This window comes from Streptosporangium sp. NPDC023825 (genome assembly GCF_040639575.1).
Lineage (GTDB): Bacteria > Actinomycetota > Actinomycetes > Streptosporangiales > Streptosporangiaceae > Streptosporangium.
Map to the genome: position 1 here is coordinate 23,454 of NZ_JBFAAE010000003.1, position 13,060 is coordinate 36,513.

Consider the following 13,060-nt stretch of genomic DNA (forward strand, 5'->3'; position numbering starts at 1 on the left):
CTGACATACCGGTACGACAAAAGGCTGAGATCCGTGGCGCAACCCCTGGAACTCCCCCGGCCGCCCCCTCCCTAGACTGCTGGCATGCCAACCGCACTGATCACGGGGGCGACGGCCGGCATCGGTGCCGCCTTCGCCCGCCGCCTGGCCGCCGACGGATTCTCACTCGTCCTGGTCGCCCGCGACGAGAAGCGCCTCGTCTCCGTCGCCGAGGAACTGCGCCTGCGATACGGGGTGAGCAGCGAGGTTCTCGCCGCCGACCTGGTGACCGACGAGGGCCTGGAGGCGGTGGAACGGCGGCTCGGGGAGGGAGTCGACCTGCTGGTCAACAACGCGGGCTTCGGCCACCGGGGGCACTTCCTCGACGTGCCCGCGGAGGAGGAACTGCGGATGCTAAAGCTGCACTGCGAGGCGGTGCTGCGGCTGACGCTGGCCGCGCTGCCGGGGATGAGGGCCCGCGACCGGGGCGCGGTGATCAACGTCGCGTCGGTGGCGGCGTTCTTCCCCCGGGGCTCCTACAGCGCGTCCAAGGCGTGGGTGGTCAGCTTCAGCGAGTCCACGGCCGTCGAGATGGCCGGCAGCCGCGTACGGGTCATGGCCCTGTGCCCGGGGTTCGTGCACACCGAGTTCCACGAGCGCGCCTCGATGGACAAGTCGGGCATCCCCGAGTTCTTCTGGCTGTCGGCTGACAACGTCGTCCGCGAGGCGATGCGCGATCTGGCCCGGGGCGTGCGGGTGAGCATCCCCGACCTGCGCTACAAGGTGATCGTCAGGGTCGGCAGGCTGCTCCCCCTCGGCCCGATCGGCCGCTTCTCGCGCCGCCTCGCCCGCCGCTGAGGGAAGACCCCAGGAGAAAGACCGCCGGGGACCGCAGGAGAAAGGCCGCTGGGGACCGCAGGAGAAAGGCCGCTGGGGACCGCAGGAGAAAGGCCGCTGGGGACCGGCGGTGGGAGGCACCACCGATCTCCAGCGGTGCTCTCCACCGGCGGAAACCGGCCGGCGGAAAGCCACCGGCGACGGCGAGGAACACGAAAAGGGCCCGCGCCACGGGAGGGGGTCGTGGCGCGGGCCCTTCCGGCCTGCGGTGGTGGCCGGGACGCGTCTCGCGGCCCGGCGCGGTGGATCAGACGCGGGCGTTGGCCTCGTGACCGATCGCCAGACCCGAGACCGGGTCGAAGAAGTGCAGGTTGTGGGTGTCGACGATCAGCTCGATGTTCTGACCGGGACGGACGTGGCTGCGGGAGTTGACCCGGGCGGTCCACAGCGACTTGTCGCCCACCAGCGGCAGCGTCGCGTCCTCCTCGCCGTCGTCGGCGGCGGCGGCCACGGTGTCCTGGTGCTGGACCGGCGGGGCGTCGATCAGGAACAGCACGTTGATCTCGGAGCCCAGCTCCTCGGTGACCTCCGCGCGGACCGGCAGGCGGACCCAGCCGGAGGAGGAGCCGTTGGCGGCGATCGAGTCGTCGAAGTCGGAGGGGCGGATGCCCAGGATGATCTTCTTGCCGAAGTACTGGTCGAGGCCGCGCTTCTCGGCGAGGGTCTCGGCCGGCACCGGAAGCTTGAAGCCCGCGAACGCGACGGCGGCGCCGCCGTCGCCGCGCACCAGCTCGGCGTTGACGAAGTTCATCGACGGGGAGCCCATGAAGCCCGCGACGAACAGGTTGACCGGCTTGTCGAAGAGGTTCTGCGGGGTGTCGACCTGCTGGAGCAGGCCGTCGCGCAGCACGCAGACGCGGTCGCCGAGGGTCATGGCCTCGACCTGGTCGTGGGTGACGTAGACGGTCGTCACGCCCAGGCGCTCGTGCAGGGTGTTGAGGGAGGCCCGCATGGAGACGCGGAGCTTGGCGTCCAGGTTGGACAGCGGCTCGTCCATGAGGAAGGCCTGCGGCTCACGCACGATCGCGCGGCCCATGGCGACACGCTGGCGCTGGCCACCGGAGAGGGCGGCGGGCTTGCGCTTGAGGTACTGGTCCAGGCCGAGCATCTTGGCGGCCTCGCCGACGCGCTTGGCGATCTCCGCCTTGGGCATCTTGCGGAGCTTCAGACCGAAGGCGAGGTTCTCCTCGACGGTCATGTGCGGGTAGAGCGCGTAGTTCTGGAAGACCATGGCGATGTCGCGGTCCTTCGGAGGCAGGTGGTTGACCACCCGGTCGCCGATGGAGATCTCGCCGCCGCTGATGTCCTCGAGCCCGGCGATCATCCGCAGGGCGGTGGACTTGCCACATCCGGACGGACCGACCAGCACCATGAACTCCCCGTCCTTGATCTCAAGGTCGAGGCCGTTCACGGCTTTGACGCCGCCCGCGTAGATCTTGTCGACTTTGCTGAGAACAATGGATGCCATGGAAGTCCTTGTCGCCTCGGGCCAACCCCGCGTTCACCCGATATTGGATACGTTTTCATGCATCTCATCGGAAACGGACATCCATGTCAAGAGTCTGCCCGGTTCTGGCCTGTCAGCAGGACCGCTGTTGCCGCTTCGCACTGGATCGAACCTGGAAATCATGATGGAATCGTTTCCATGAACATGCGTCGTACGACGATCAAGGACGTCGCCGGGGCGGCCGGGGTGGGGGTCGCCACGGTGTCCCGGGTTCTGTCGGGCGGGTCGGCCAGCCCGGAGACCAGGGAGCGGGTGCTGACCGTCGCCGCCCAGCTCGACTACCGGCCCAGCGCGCTCGGGCGCAACCTGCGCCAGCGGCGCTCGGGCGGGATCGGGCTGCTGCTGCCCGACATCACCGACACCTTCTACGGCCGGGTGGCCGACGGCGTGCTCGCCTGCGCGCGCTCGGCGGGCGAACCGGTGATCGTGGGCGCGACCGGCGACGATCCCGAGTCCGAGGCCGAGCTGATCGGCACACTGTTGGAACAGGGCGTGGACCGGGTGATCGCGGTCCCCTCGGGCGACGGCGACAGCTGGGCGCCGACCCTGCGGGCCGGGGTGGTCACGGTGTTCGCGCACCGGCTCGCGGCCGGGCGCGACGACATCCCCGCGGTGGTGGCCGACGACCGCGCGGGGGTCAGGACCGCGGTCGACTACCTCACGGGGCTGGGACACCGGCGCGTCGCCTATCTGGGCGGCCCGGGGCAGGAGCAGCGCCTGTCGGTCTTCAGGCAGGCGCTGGGGCCCCTCGTCGACGAGGAGCTGATCGTCGTCGCCCGGGGCAGCCGCGACTCCGCGTACGCCGCCGCCGCCGGGCTCTTCCAGCACCGGCCGGACCTGACCGCCGTGCTGGCCGGGGGCAACCTGCTGGGCGAGGCGGCCGTGCTGGCGGCGCGGGAGCTGGACCTGCGCATTCCCCGGGACCTGTCCCTGATCATGTTCGACGACGTGCCCTGGGCCGAGCTGTGCTCACCGCCGCTGACGGTGATCGCCCAGCCGGCCAGGGACATCGGCTACCGCGCCGCCGAGCTGGTGCTGCGCGGCGGCGCCAGGAGGCCGCGGGGCGTGCTGCTGCCCACCGAGCTGATCGTCAGGGGCAGCTGCGCGCCTAAAGGGACTTCTCGATCGCCGCGATGAGGGCGGGGTCGTCGGGCTGGACGGTCGGCCGGAACCTGGCCAGCACCTCCCCGTCCCGCGCGACGAGGAACTTCTCGAAGTTCCACTTGACGTCGCCGGCCTCACCGCCCGCGTCGGGGGTGGCGGTCAGCGCCTCGTAGAGGGGGTGCCTGTCGTCGCCGTTGACCTCCGACTTGGCCAGCAGCGGGAAGTCGACGCCGTAGGTGGTGGAACAGAACTCCTGGATCTCCTCGGCGGTGCCCGGCTCCTGACCGTAGAACTGGTTGCACGGCACGCCGACGACGGTGAAGCCCCGCTCGCCGTAGGTCCGCTGGAGGTCGACGAGCCCCGCGTACTGGGGGGTGAGGCCGCACCGGGAGGCGACGTTCACGACGAGGACGGCCCGGTCACCGGCCAGCTCGGCCAGGGTGGTGGGCGCGCCGGCAAGAGTGTGAATGGAGATATCACGGATTCCCATGATCAGCAGCCTAATCCCTCTGTCACATTTGAGAGTTATGACGTCCACCAAGTGAAATGTGACCGACACCACAGGTGAGACGACGCCCGCCTCACCAATGCTCTGATCATTCTCTTACCGATCTTTGACAGGACCCCTGACAGGCGCTGTCGACTGGCCCGCCGCCGGATGGCCGGGCATCGTGTCGGCCGTCCCCCGTCCCCGAATCACAGGGAGTCCCATGTCGACGCTCCGCCGTACCGGTGTGCTGGTGATCACCTCGGTGCTCGCCCTCGGCACCACCACGGTCGCCCAGGCGTCCTCGGCAAGACCGGGCAACCAGGCCGTCGCCAGGCCCATGGTGTCCGCGCACGGCTGGAACAACAGCCAGTTCGGCTGCCTCAGCAGGCTCTGGACCAGGGAGAGCAACTGGAACCACCGCGCCCACAACCGCTCGTCGGGCGCGTACGGCATCCCGCAGGCGCTGCCCGGCGGCAAGATGGCCAGCGCCGGACGCGACTGGCGCACCAACCCCAGGACGCAGATCAGGTGGGGGCTCGGCTACATCAAGCAGCGCTACGGCTCGCCGTGCCGGGCGTGGGCGCACTTCACGACGCGGGGCTGGTACTGATCAGGGAACGGTGAATTGAAACCCCATGGCAGGGTGATTTTCACACCGTCTCCCGGCATGGGTGATTCGTCGGCCGTAACCGCCCCTTCTCCGAATCACCCGTAAATCCCGAAGATCGGGCAAACACCTTTCCTTCGCGTGTCCCATCCGCCGCTCGGCGCGCTCTCGCGTAATAGAAAGCGGCCTAGAGAGATCGCCGCGGCGTCTCATGCCGGAAACAGGCCGGAGAGACCGCGCGGACGTTCCCCGTCCGAGCCACGGACGCCGGATCGTCGGACGCCGGAGGGCACCACGTGCCCTCCCGCGCCTTCCGCACGCGGCCCGAGGACAAGGATCCACGTGAACAGCTACCGCGTTCTGCGCAACACCGTCATGACCGTGCTCACCGCCTCGGCGATGGTCGGTCCACCGACGGCGGGGCAGGCTGACAGCACCTCCGAGACGTCCAGGAAAGGGACGGCGAGGACGGTGTACCGCCTCACCTGGGCCACCCAGGCGAAGCCAAGGGTCAAAGCGGTCGCGAGGACCGCCAAGGGCAGGAACAAGACGATCGCCTATCGTCTCGTGTCCCGCCGAGCGTGGCCGCACCGCCAGTTCCGCTGCCTGGACAGTCTCTGGACCAGGGAGAGCAACTGGAACCACCGCGCGTACAACCGTTCGTCGGGCGCGTACGGCATCCCGCAGGCGCTGCCCGGCTCGAAGATGGGCGGCAGCGGCAGGGACTGGCGATACAACCCGAGCACGCAGATCCACTGGGGTCTGCGATACATCAAGAGCCGCTACGGGTCACCGTGCGGCGCATGGGGTCACTTCCGGTCGAGCAACTGGTACTGACCCGCACGGAGAGTGTCCAGGGGAAGGGAACACTCTCCTGACGCCCGGGGCCCTGCGGCCCCGGGCGTCACCCTCCGGGCCGCCCGGCCGCGCCGGCGGCCGTCAGCGGTTGAGGCGTACCGCCATCGCCTGGATGAGCATCTCCAGCCCGAAGGCGAACTCGGCCTCGTGGTCGCACTCGTCGAGTATCGGAGCCAGCTCGCCGACCTGGGGGAACAGGACGGGATCGACCTCGTCGACCCTGACGTCCGAGCGGTGGACCGGGGCGAACGTCGGGGTCACCCCGACCTCCCGCAGCAGCGAGCCCACGATGTAGGCGATGAACACGCGCAGGGCGCGCACCGCCTCGTCGCCGCCGAACCCCGCCTGGCGCAGCGTGTCCAGCGCCCGCTCCACGGGGAGCAGCCCGGCGGTGGAGCGGAGCTGGCGGCTGACCACCACCATCGTGCAGCGCGGGTAGTGGCTCGCGATCTGCCGGAAGGCGAGCGCCTGCATGCGCACCCGGTCGGTCCATTCGGCGTCCGGGTCGTCGGTGAACTCGATCTGCGACAGGACGGTCTCGGCCACCGCGTCCAGCAGCGCCTCCTTGTTCGGCACGTGGTTGTAGAGGGACATCACACCCACGCCCAGGTCGGCGGCGATCGCGCGCATCGACACCGCGTCGGCGCCCTCCCGCTCGATCAGCGCGATGGCCGAGGCGACGATGCGCGGCCTGGACAGTGGCTGGACAGGCATATGGCCGTCGTCCCCTCATCGGTTCCGTTGACGTACGTACAGCGTACGTGACAACCTCGATGGATACGTACGGTGTACGTCTCTGGAGGCCGCATGTCGACGCACGATCTCTACACCATTCCCGCCGAGCTCTCCACCTGGGACGTCGAGGCGGCCGGGGCCGCCCGCTTCACCTGGGAGTACGACGACGGCAGGGACCGCATGCTCGCCCTCTACCAGAAGGGCAAGGACAAGCAGTGGGACTCGGTCAAGCGCATCGACTGGGACCTGGAGGTCGATCCGTACAACGTGCTCGGCGTCCCCGACGAGACCATCGCGATCTTCGGCACCCCGCTCTGGGAGCGGATGGACGACAGGCAGCGCAAGGACGTGCGCCTGCACAACGCCTCCTGGCAGTTCTCCCAGTTCCTGCACGGCGAGCAGGGCGCGATGATCTGCTCGGCGCGGATCGTGGAGTCCGTCCCCGACCTCGACTCCAAGTTCTACGCCGCCACCCAGACCATGGACGAGGCGCGACACGCCGAGACCTACGCGCGTTTCCTCCAGGAGAAGGTGGGCCTGGCCTACCCCATCAACCCGCACCTGAAGTCGCTGCTCGGCAACACCCTGAGCGACTCCCGCTGGGACATGCCCTATCTCGGCATGCAGGTGCTCATCGAGGGCCTCGCCCTGGCCGCCTTCGGCGTGATGCGCGACATCACCACCAAGCCGCTGCCCAGGCAGATCCTCGCCTACGTGATGCAGGACGAGGCCCGGCACGTCGCCTTCGGCCGGATGGCGCTGCGCGACTACTACGCGCAGCTCGGCGAGTCCGAACTGCGCGAGCGCGAGGACTTCGTCATCGAGGGCTGCTACCTGATGCGCGACCGGCTGCGCGGCCGGGAGACGTGGGAGAACCTGGGGCTGACCAAGGCCGAGGTCAACGAGGCCATGGAGTGCGTCGACAAGTCCGAATATCTCAGGATTTTTCGCTCTCTGCTTTTCAGCCGCATCGTCCCCTGCGTCAAGGACATCGGGCTGTGGAGCCCCCGCCTGCAGCAGGCCTACGCCGACATGGGCGTGCTGGACATGGCCGGCCAGAGCCTGGACAAGCTGATGCGGCAGGACGAGGACATCGCCGAGAGGCTCGACGCCGAGAGGTTCGCCGCCGAGGAGGCCGAGCGCCACGCGGAGGTCGCCGAGACCGTCTCCCTCGGCGAGGAGCCGCGGTCCTGACCTCGTTCAGCCCGGGGCCCGCGCCCCCGCCGGACCACCCTCACCGGACCTCAGGGCAGGTGGAGGGCGCTCAGACCCAGCAGGAGGGCCTGCCGGTCACGGGTGGTCAGGCTCTCGTACGGCCGCGCGGCGCGGCGGTTCGTCTCCGCCTCGATCCGGTCGCGGGCGGGCCCCGGGGGCAGGGCGATGATCTGGGCCGCGGTGAGGCCCTCCCGCGTCCAGGCGCCGGCGTGCGCGTCGGCACGGTGGTAGCGCAGCACGGCCAGCCGGTTGAACAGCAGCACGCCCGGCGGGGTCCCCACCGGCTCGTGGGGCGGCGAGGCCTGGGCGAAGGCCGCGCCGCCGCCACCGGCCGCCAGGAGCCTGCCGGCGAGGTCCGCGAGCTCGGGCAGCCGGTCGGCCTGGCCGGCCCACAGCTCGCCGGTCACCGCCGCGTGCACCTCGTACAGGGAGGCGATGAAGGAGAGCGCGGCCTCGGTGGCGCGCAGCGCGCCGCCGTCGCGGGCGAGGGCGCCCTGGGCGATCTGCGCTTCGATCTCCGACCGGTCGAAGGGGTTGTAACGGTAGAGGGCGGCCAGCCCCTCGGCGGTGAGCGGCCTGGCGGGGAGCACGAATCGGAGATCGACCAGCAGGTCCGTCTGGAGGCCGGACCGCTCGGTGAGCTCCCGGCTGAGGGGCCTGCTCGCGATGTGAACGCCGAGATTGACCGCGTCGATCAGCGAAGCGATCGACGCCGCGTAGCCGGGCAGATCATCGAAGCGTGACATGCTGCGATATCTTGCCGCATTTTTTACCTTCCGAACCTTCCCAGAACGAAGGCGGCGGCTCCGGCCACGGCGGCGAGCGTACCGAACCAGGCGATGAGGGCGTCGGCCCGGTTGTCGAGGGGACGGCTCCCGTGCAGGGCCTCCTGGGCGCGCCGGTAGCGGATGCCCGTGTGGGTCAGCAGCAGGACGGCGCAGAACACGGCCGGGACGAAGGGGATGATCGCCACCGCGGGCGTGCCGGCACGCAGGGCCACCCCCGCGCCGGCCAGGCTGGTGACGGCCAGCATGGCGGTGGTGCGGACCCAGGCCAGGCGGGTCCGCTCGCTCTGCAGACCCGCGTCCCACAGCCTGTTCACCGGGGGCTCACCGGGACAGCAGGATGAGGATCAGGGCGAGCACGGCGACCGCCGCCACGCCGTACCCGAACAGGGGTGCGAGGGCGGGGGGCGGGAGCGGGGCGGAGCTGCGCAGGGCGCGCTGGACGCGGCGCCAGCGGGGGTAGGCCATCGCGGCCGCCAGGGCGGACAGCGACACCAGGACCACCGCGAGCACGGTGCGCATCCACGGGACGAAGACGTCGGCGGAGACGGCGGCCATCGCCACGCCGCCCGCGCTCAGCGCGAGCGACGTGCTCAACCAGGTCAGATACGTGCGTTCGTTGGCAAGGGTGAACCGGGGATCCGGCTCACGGTCCGGAGAGTTCATGAACTGTCCTGGGTCTTCATAGAAATGACGGTATTTCAACCACATTTCCCCTAGAGAACCCGGGATTTCCGGAGGTGCCCGCGGGCACCTCCTTCCGGTCCCGCCGGGCGGCGCCCCGCCCCAGGCGGGACGGGCGTGCCGCACCGGGGCGGCGGGGACTACCCGCAGGCGTTGGTCAGCTGCTGGACCCACTGCACCGAGTCGGTGGCCACCTTCTGGGCGGTGTCGACGGCGCTGTTGGCGTTGGTGACGTTGAAGCCCTCCAGGGTGCCGGAGACGCCCTCGGCGGCCTCCTTCAACGAGGTGTTGGCCGCCTTGTCGGCCAGGTCGCCCAGCTTGGCGCCGCCCTCGTTCAGCGCCTTCTCCATCGCGGCGGGGTCGTTGATCAGCCCGGAGACCTTGGCGGCGGTCTCGGTGACGATGCCCGCGGCCTGCACGCACTGCTGTGCCTTGTCGATGCCCTGGCTCACCTCCTGGAGCTCGGAGCAGCCGGTGGTGACGAGGACGGCGGCCAGCGCAGAGGCGGCGAGGACGGGAATTCGTCGCGGAAGGGGTCGCATGACCCGACCCTACCCAACGGGCCGCCGCGGCAGGCGGTGCCGTACCGGCTCGTTACCCACCGGTCCGCCGGCGGGCCGGAACGCGGGAGAGACGGCGGAGCCGGGAGACGCGAAGATCGCGAAACCGGAACGCGGGAGGTGGCGGAACAGGGCCGCCGCGATGGTCGTACGATCCTCAGTAGTCACGTGAGGGGGAGACCATGACAACCTGTGAGCACATCGTGGAGGCCCAGGACACGCCCGCGCGCACCCCGCAGGGGTGCGAGGAGTGCCTGGCGACGGGCGGCCGCTGGGTCCACCTGCGCAGGTGCCTGGCCTGCGGGCACATCGGCTGCTGCGACTCGTCGCCCAACAAGCACGCCACCGCCCACTTCGCGGAAGACGGCCACCCGGTCGTCGCCTCGTTCGAACCGGGCGAGGACTGGCGCTGGTGCTACGTGGACAACGTCATCGGCTAGTCGCGCTCCAGGGTGGCCTCTTCGAAGTCGATCTCGTGGAGGACCCGGCGGAGCACCTCGTCGTCGATGCGCCGCTCGTCGCGGAGGCGGACGAACACGTCGCGCTCGACCGTCAGCATCTCCCGGCGGAGCCGCCGGTAGACGTTGCTCGGCGTCTCCGTCCCCTCCTGCCCCGTGCCGCCGCCCAGGCGCTCCCAGGCGGTGAGGGTACGGCGCTCCGCGCGGGATCTGAGCTGGTCGACGACCTCCCGGTGGACCTCGTCGACGCCCTCCGCCACCAGCTCGTCCAGCCGGGCCAGCGAGGCCGTGGCGGCCGCCTGCTGCGCGGCCGCCTCCGCCAGGTTGTCGGTGTAGGTCTCCTGCGCGTTGGAGACCTTCAGCCTGCGGATCAGCGCCGGGAACGTCAGGCCCTGGACGAGGAGGGTGCCGATCACCACCGAGAAGGTGAGGAAGAGGAGCAGGTCACGGCCGGGGAAGGTCTCCGGGATGGCGAAGGCCGCGGCCAGGGAGACCACGCCGCGCATGCCCGCCCAGCTCACGATGGTCACGTTCTGCCAGGTCGGCGCGTGGGTCTCGGTCCTGCGGATCTTCTTCGACAGCATCCGGGGCAGGTAGATGCTGGGCACGACCCAGACCACCCTGGCGACCACCGCGGCGGCGAAGACGGCGAGCGCCATCCCGGCGAGTTTCCACCCGTCGCCCCACTCCAGCCCTCTCATGATCGGCCACATCTGCAGGCCGATCAGCGCGAAGACGATCGTCTCCAGGAAGAAGTCGAGGACCTTCCAGACCGCGTCGGACAGCAGCCGGGTGCCGAAGGCCGCCCTGGGCATGCGGTGGCCGATGTAGAGGCCGACGATCACCACGACGATCACGCCGGAGACGTGCACGCTCTCGGCCGCCAGGTAGACGGCGAAGGGGATGAGCAGCATGACGGTGTTCTCGACGAGCGCGTCGCGCAGCCGGACCAGCACCCAGGCCAGGGCCCAGGCGAGCGCGAGGCCCATCACCACGCCGCCCGCCGCGGAGCGGGCGAAGTCGAGGGCGGCGTGCTGCCAGGTGATGCCCTGCCCGACCGCGGCGGCGATGGCCACCCGGTAGGCGGTGAGCGCGGTGGCGTCGTTGAACAGGCTCTCCCCCACCAGGATGGTGACCACCTTGCGGGGCAGCCCGAGCCTGCGGGCCACCGCGACGGCGGCGACCGCGTCGGGCGGGGCCACGATCGCGCCCAGCGCGAACGCGGCGGCGAGCGGCAGCTGGGGCAGGAGCAGGTGGGTGACCCACCCGATGACCAGCGTGGTGAACAGCACCAGGCCGACCGAGAGCAGCGCGACCGGCCTGCGGAAGTCGTTGAGCCTCAGGTAGGAGCTGTCGATCGCCGCCGAGTAGAGCAGCGGGGGCAGGAACACCAGCAGGACCAGCTGGGGGTCGAGCTCGTAGGTGGGGACGAACGGCGACAGCACCACCCCGGCGAGCACCAGCAGCAGCGGCGCCGGCCATCCCTTGCGCCTGGCCACCGCGGCCACCGCGATCGCGACGACAGACACGGCCAGCATCTGCAGCACCGTCGACTCGTCCACGCCACCCCGCCCGATAGGGATCGATCAGCCTATGCGTCCCGGCGCACCTCGCGAACCGCCCGGGGCGGCCGAAACCACCACACGGCGCCGGACCACGGACCCGGCGGACGCCACACGGTATCCCCTCCGGCGGCGAGCTCGCGACCGGGGCCCGGCGGCGCCGGGTCCCGGAGGAAGATCACCAGTCGCGGTGCTCGTCCCTGTCGTCGCGGCGACGGCCCTCGCGGCGCCCGCCCTCGTACTGGCGCCCGTCGTCGTACTGGCGCTCGTCGTAGCGCTGCTCGTCGTAGCGCTGCTCGGGGCGGAGCCTCTCGCCGGTGGAGTGCGGCGGTTCCTGGACGTAGGGGCGGGGCAGTCTCTGGTCGGGCGCCGCCTGGCCGAGCAGGCCCAGCGGGTCGGACGGGTCGACGTCCTGCTGCGGGTAGGCGGGCGGCGAGCCGTACAGGTCGCGCAGGTCGGCCGGGTGACCGGCCTGGTGGGACTGGTGGGGCTGCTGGGCGCCGAACGCGTACGGGTCGGGCTGCGAGGGGGGCGGGTAGCCGCCGCCGTACTGGTCGGCCTGCGCGTTCCCGTAGGCGGCCTGCTGCTGGGCGGCGAACCCGAAGGGGTCGGTCGAGTTCTGCTGTCCCGGTCCGTAGGAGTCGGGCTCCGGCCGCTGGGCGGAGTCGGCGAACTGGCCGAAGAACTGGTCGGGGCGCGGCGTGAACGGGGCGGCCGGCTTCTGCCGGCCCTCCGGGGGCGCGAACGGGTCGACGGGCTGGGGCGGCACGCCGTACGGGTCCGGCTGCTGGGCGCCGAACCGGTCGGCGGGCCCGGCGTAGGGGTCGGGCCGCTGCTGGACGGGCGGGGCGGCATAGGGGTCGGGCTGCTGGACGGGCGCGGCGTAGGGGTCGGGCTGCTGGGCGCCGTACGGGGGCTGCGCGGGCGGGTAGCGGTCGCCGGACAGCTGGTAGGCGGGCTCACCGGGGACGCCGGGAACGCCGGGGACGCCGGGGACAGGGCCCGCGCCGAGCGGCTCGACGGGCTGCGGCTGCCCGTAGGGCAGGGAGTCGTTCACGATCATGTTCTCGCGCGGCACGGCGTCGGAGGAGCCGTACCCGGGGGCCATCCGGTCCTGGGGCGGCGGCACCACGCCCCGCGCGACGAGCACGTCGTTCGGGCCCAGGGCGGCGACCTGGCGGGGTTCGTCCAGCGGCGAGGGGGCCAAGGGGATGTGGCCCGCCGGGTCGGGATACTGCTGCGGCTGGGCGTAGTCCTCGGGCCGGGGCCGGGCGTACTGGCCGGTGCCGGGATACTCGCCGTAGGCCTGCGGCTCGTCCTGCGGGGGCTGCTCGGCGTGCACGGGCTCGCCCACCTCGTCGGGGTACTGCCCACCGGCCTCGACGAAGCCCTCGTCAAGGGTGTCGACCAGGCGCCCCACATCGCTCATGGGCATGCGGAAACTCGCGGTGCACATCTCGCCGCGCCACAGGCTCAGCACCAGCGTGCCTTCGTGCCAGGTGACCCGGAGCACCCGCTCCTGGCCACGCTCGTCAAAGAACACCTCGCCGAACGACGGCAACGGTACAACTTCCGACATGGAGGACATAGTGCTTTAACCAGCCTTTATTCGTCCACTC

General features: G+C 70.8%; 14 protein-coding genes and 1 pseudogene. 6 read left to right on the forward strand and 9 right to left on the reverse strand.

Annotated features, from left to right (window positions below):
• Positions 1–84: 84 nt before the first annotated feature.
• Positions 85–837: an SDR family oxidoreductase gene (locus AB0G15_RS03335; RefSeq protein ID WP_362680720.1), complete on the forward strand. Its 753-nt coding sequence runs from the start codon at positions 85–87 to the stop codon at positions 835–837.
• 286 nt (positions 838–1,123) lie between these two features.
• Here the strand turns inward: AB0G15_RS03335 and ugpC are convergent, their stop codons facing one another.
• Positions 1,124–2,344 (reverse strand): sn-glycerol-3-phosphate ABC transporter ATP-binding protein UgpC, encoded by a 1,221-nt coding sequence (gene ugpC / locus AB0G15_RS03340; RefSeq protein ID WP_362680724.1) that lies wholly within the window; start codon positions 2,342–2,344, stop codon positions 1,124–1,126.
• Positions 2,345–2,521: 177 nt separating this feature from the next.
• On the opposite strand from ugpC, the gene AB0G15_RS03345 reads away from it, so the two are divergent.
• On the forward strand, positions 2,522–3,520 hold the full coding sequence (locus AB0G15_RS03345) for a substrate-binding domain-containing protein (protein WP_362680727.1): 999 nt from the start codon (positions 2,522–2,524) through the stop codon (positions 3,518–3,520).
• On the opposite strand, the gene AB0G15_RS03350 is transcribed toward AB0G15_RS03345, so the two are convergent.
• A complete protein-coding gene (locus tag AB0G15_RS03350) occupies positions 3,492–3,977 on the reverse strand; it encodes a glutathione peroxidase (RefSeq protein WP_362834878.1) in 486 nt (161 codons plus the stop codon). The genes AB0G15_RS03345 and AB0G15_RS03350 overlap by 29 nt on opposite strands.
• Before the next feature lie 319 nt (positions 3,978–4,296).
• On the opposite strand from AB0G15_RS03350, the pseudogene AB0G15_RS03355 reads away from it, so the two are divergent.
• Together AB0G15_RS03355 and AB0G15_RS03360 are read left to right on the forward strand one after the other, a co-directional pair.
• A pseudogene (locus AB0G15_RS03355) lies at positions 4,297–4,587 on the forward strand (transglycosylase SLT domain-containing protein); the annotation flags it as partial.
• 339 nt (positions 4,588–4,926) lie between these two features.
• On the forward strand, positions 4,927–5,421 hold the full coding sequence (locus AB0G15_RS03360; RefSeq protein WP_362680736.1) for a transglycosylase SLT domain-containing protein: 495 nt from the start codon (positions 4,927–4,929) through the stop codon (positions 5,419–5,421).
• 102 nt (positions 5,422–5,523) lie between these two features.
• On the opposite strand, the gene AB0G15_RS03365 is transcribed toward AB0G15_RS03360, so the two are convergent.
• Positions 5,524–6,156 carry a TetR/AcrR family transcriptional regulator C-terminal domain-containing protein gene (locus AB0G15_RS03365; RefSeq protein WP_362680739.1) on the reverse strand — a complete coding sequence of 211 codons (633 nt, stop codon included), beginning with the start codon at positions 6,154–6,156 and terminating at the stop codon, positions 5,524–5,526.
• A 93-nt stretch (positions 6,157–6,249) separates the two neighbouring features.
• Here AB0G15_RS03365 and AB0G15_RS03370 point away from each other — a divergent pair, with 93 nt between their 5' ends.
• Positions 6,250–7,371, forward strand: a complete 1,122-nt coding sequence (locus AB0G15_RS03370) for a ferritin-like domain-containing protein (protein WP_362834880.1) — start codon at positions 6,250–6,252, stop codon at positions 7,369–7,371.
• Between the two features lie 50 nt (positions 7,372–7,421).
• Here the strand turns inward: AB0G15_RS03370 and AB0G15_RS03375 are convergent, their stop codons facing one another.
• From AB0G15_RS03375 to AB0G15_RS03390, 4 genes are all read right to left on the reverse strand, one after another.
• Positions 7,422–8,138 carry a hypothetical protein gene (locus tag AB0G15_RS03375; RefSeq protein ID WP_362834882.1) on the reverse strand — a complete coding sequence of 239 codons (717 nt, stop codon included), beginning with the start codon at positions 8,136–8,138 and terminating at the stop codon, positions 7,422–7,424.
• Between the two features lie 23 nt (positions 8,139–8,161).
• Positions 8,162–8,494: a DUF202 domain-containing protein gene (locus AB0G15_RS03380; protein WP_362834884.1), complete on the reverse strand. Its 333-nt coding sequence runs from the start codon at positions 8,492–8,494 to the stop codon at positions 8,162–8,164.
• Between the two features lie 7 nt (positions 8,495–8,501).
• Positions 8,502–8,843: a DUF202 domain-containing protein gene (locus tag AB0G15_RS03385; protein ID WP_362680750.1), complete on the reverse strand. Its 342-nt coding sequence runs from the start codon at positions 8,841–8,843 to the stop codon at positions 8,502–8,504.
• A 158-nt stretch (positions 8,844–9,001) separates the two neighbouring features.
• Positions 9,002–9,403, reverse strand: a complete 402-nt coding sequence (locus AB0G15_RS03390) for a hypothetical protein (RefSeq protein WP_362834886.1) — start codon at positions 9,401–9,403, stop codon at positions 9,002–9,004.
• 200 nt (positions 9,404–9,603) lie between these two features.
• Here AB0G15_RS03390 and AB0G15_RS03395 point away from each other — a divergent pair, with 200 nt between their 5' ends.
• On the forward strand, positions 9,604–9,861 hold the full coding sequence (locus AB0G15_RS03395; protein WP_362834887.1) for a UBP-type zinc finger domain-containing protein: 258 nt from the start codon (positions 9,604–9,606) through the stop codon (positions 9,859–9,861).
• On the opposite strand, the gene AB0G15_RS03400 is transcribed toward AB0G15_RS03395, so the two are convergent.
• Together AB0G15_RS03400 and AB0G15_RS03405 are read right to left on the reverse strand one after the other, a co-directional pair.
• On the reverse strand, positions 9,858–11,441 hold the full coding sequence (locus AB0G15_RS03400) for a Na+/H+ antiporter (RefSeq protein ID WP_362834889.1): 1,584 nt from the start codon (positions 11,439–11,441) through the stop codon (positions 9,858–9,860). The two genes, AB0G15_RS03395 and AB0G15_RS03400, sit on opposite strands and share 4 nt — an antisense overlap.
• A 178-nt stretch (positions 11,442–11,619) precedes the next feature.
• The gene (locus tag AB0G15_RS03405; protein ID WP_362834891.1) at positions 11,620–13,020 is read right to left on the reverse strand and encodes a hypothetical protein; all 1,401 of its coding nucleotides are present in this window, start codon (positions 13,018–13,020) and stop codon (positions 11,620–11,622) included.
• Positions 13,021–13,060 lie beyond the last annotated feature (40 nt).

Bases quoted from the DNA above. Each gene is read 5' to 3' on its own strand.
- ugpC (WP_362680724.1), bottom strand. From the start codon at position 2,344: ATGGCATCCATTGTTCTCAGCAAAGTCGACAAGATCTACGCGGGCGGC.
- AB0G15_RS03385 (WP_362680750.1), bottom strand. From the start codon at position 8,843: ATGAACTCTCCGGACCGTGAGCCGGATCCCCGGTTCACCCTTGCCAAC.
- AB0G15_RS03395 (WP_362834887.1), top strand. From the start codon at position 9,604: ATGACAACCTGTGAGCACATCGTGGAGGCCCAGGACACGCCCGCGCGC.
- AB0G15_RS03350 (WP_362834878.1), bottom strand. From the start codon at position 3,977: ATGGGAATCCGTGATATCTCCATTCACACTCTTGCCGGCGCGCCCACC.
- AB0G15_RS03375 (WP_362834882.1), bottom strand. From the start codon at position 8,138: ATGTCACGCTTCGATGATCTGCCCGGCTACGCGGCGTCGATCGCTTCG.
- AB0G15_RS03345 (WP_362680727.1), top strand. From the start codon at position 2,522: ATGAACATGCGTCGTACGACGATCAAGGACGTCGCCGGGGCGGCCGGG.
- AB0G15_RS03335 (WP_362680720.1), top strand. From the start codon at position 85: ATGCCAACCGCACTGATCACGGGGGCGACGGCCGGCATCGGTGCCGCC.
- AB0G15_RS03370 (WP_362834880.1), top strand. From the start codon at position 6,250: ATGTCGACGCACGATCTCTACACCATTCCCGCCGAGCTCTCCACCTGG.
- AB0G15_RS03405 (WP_362834891.1), bottom strand. From the start codon at position 13,020: ATGTCGGAAGTTGTACCGTTGCCGTCGTTCGGCGAGGTGTTCTTTGAC.
- AB0G15_RS03390 (WP_362834886.1), bottom strand. From the start codon at position 9,403: ATGCGACCCCTTCCGCGACGAATTCCCGTCCTCGCCGCCTCTGCGCTG.
- AB0G15_RS03365 (WP_362680739.1), bottom strand. From the start codon at position 6,156: ATGCCTGTCCAGCCACTGTCCAGGCCGCGCATCGTCGCCTCGGCCATC.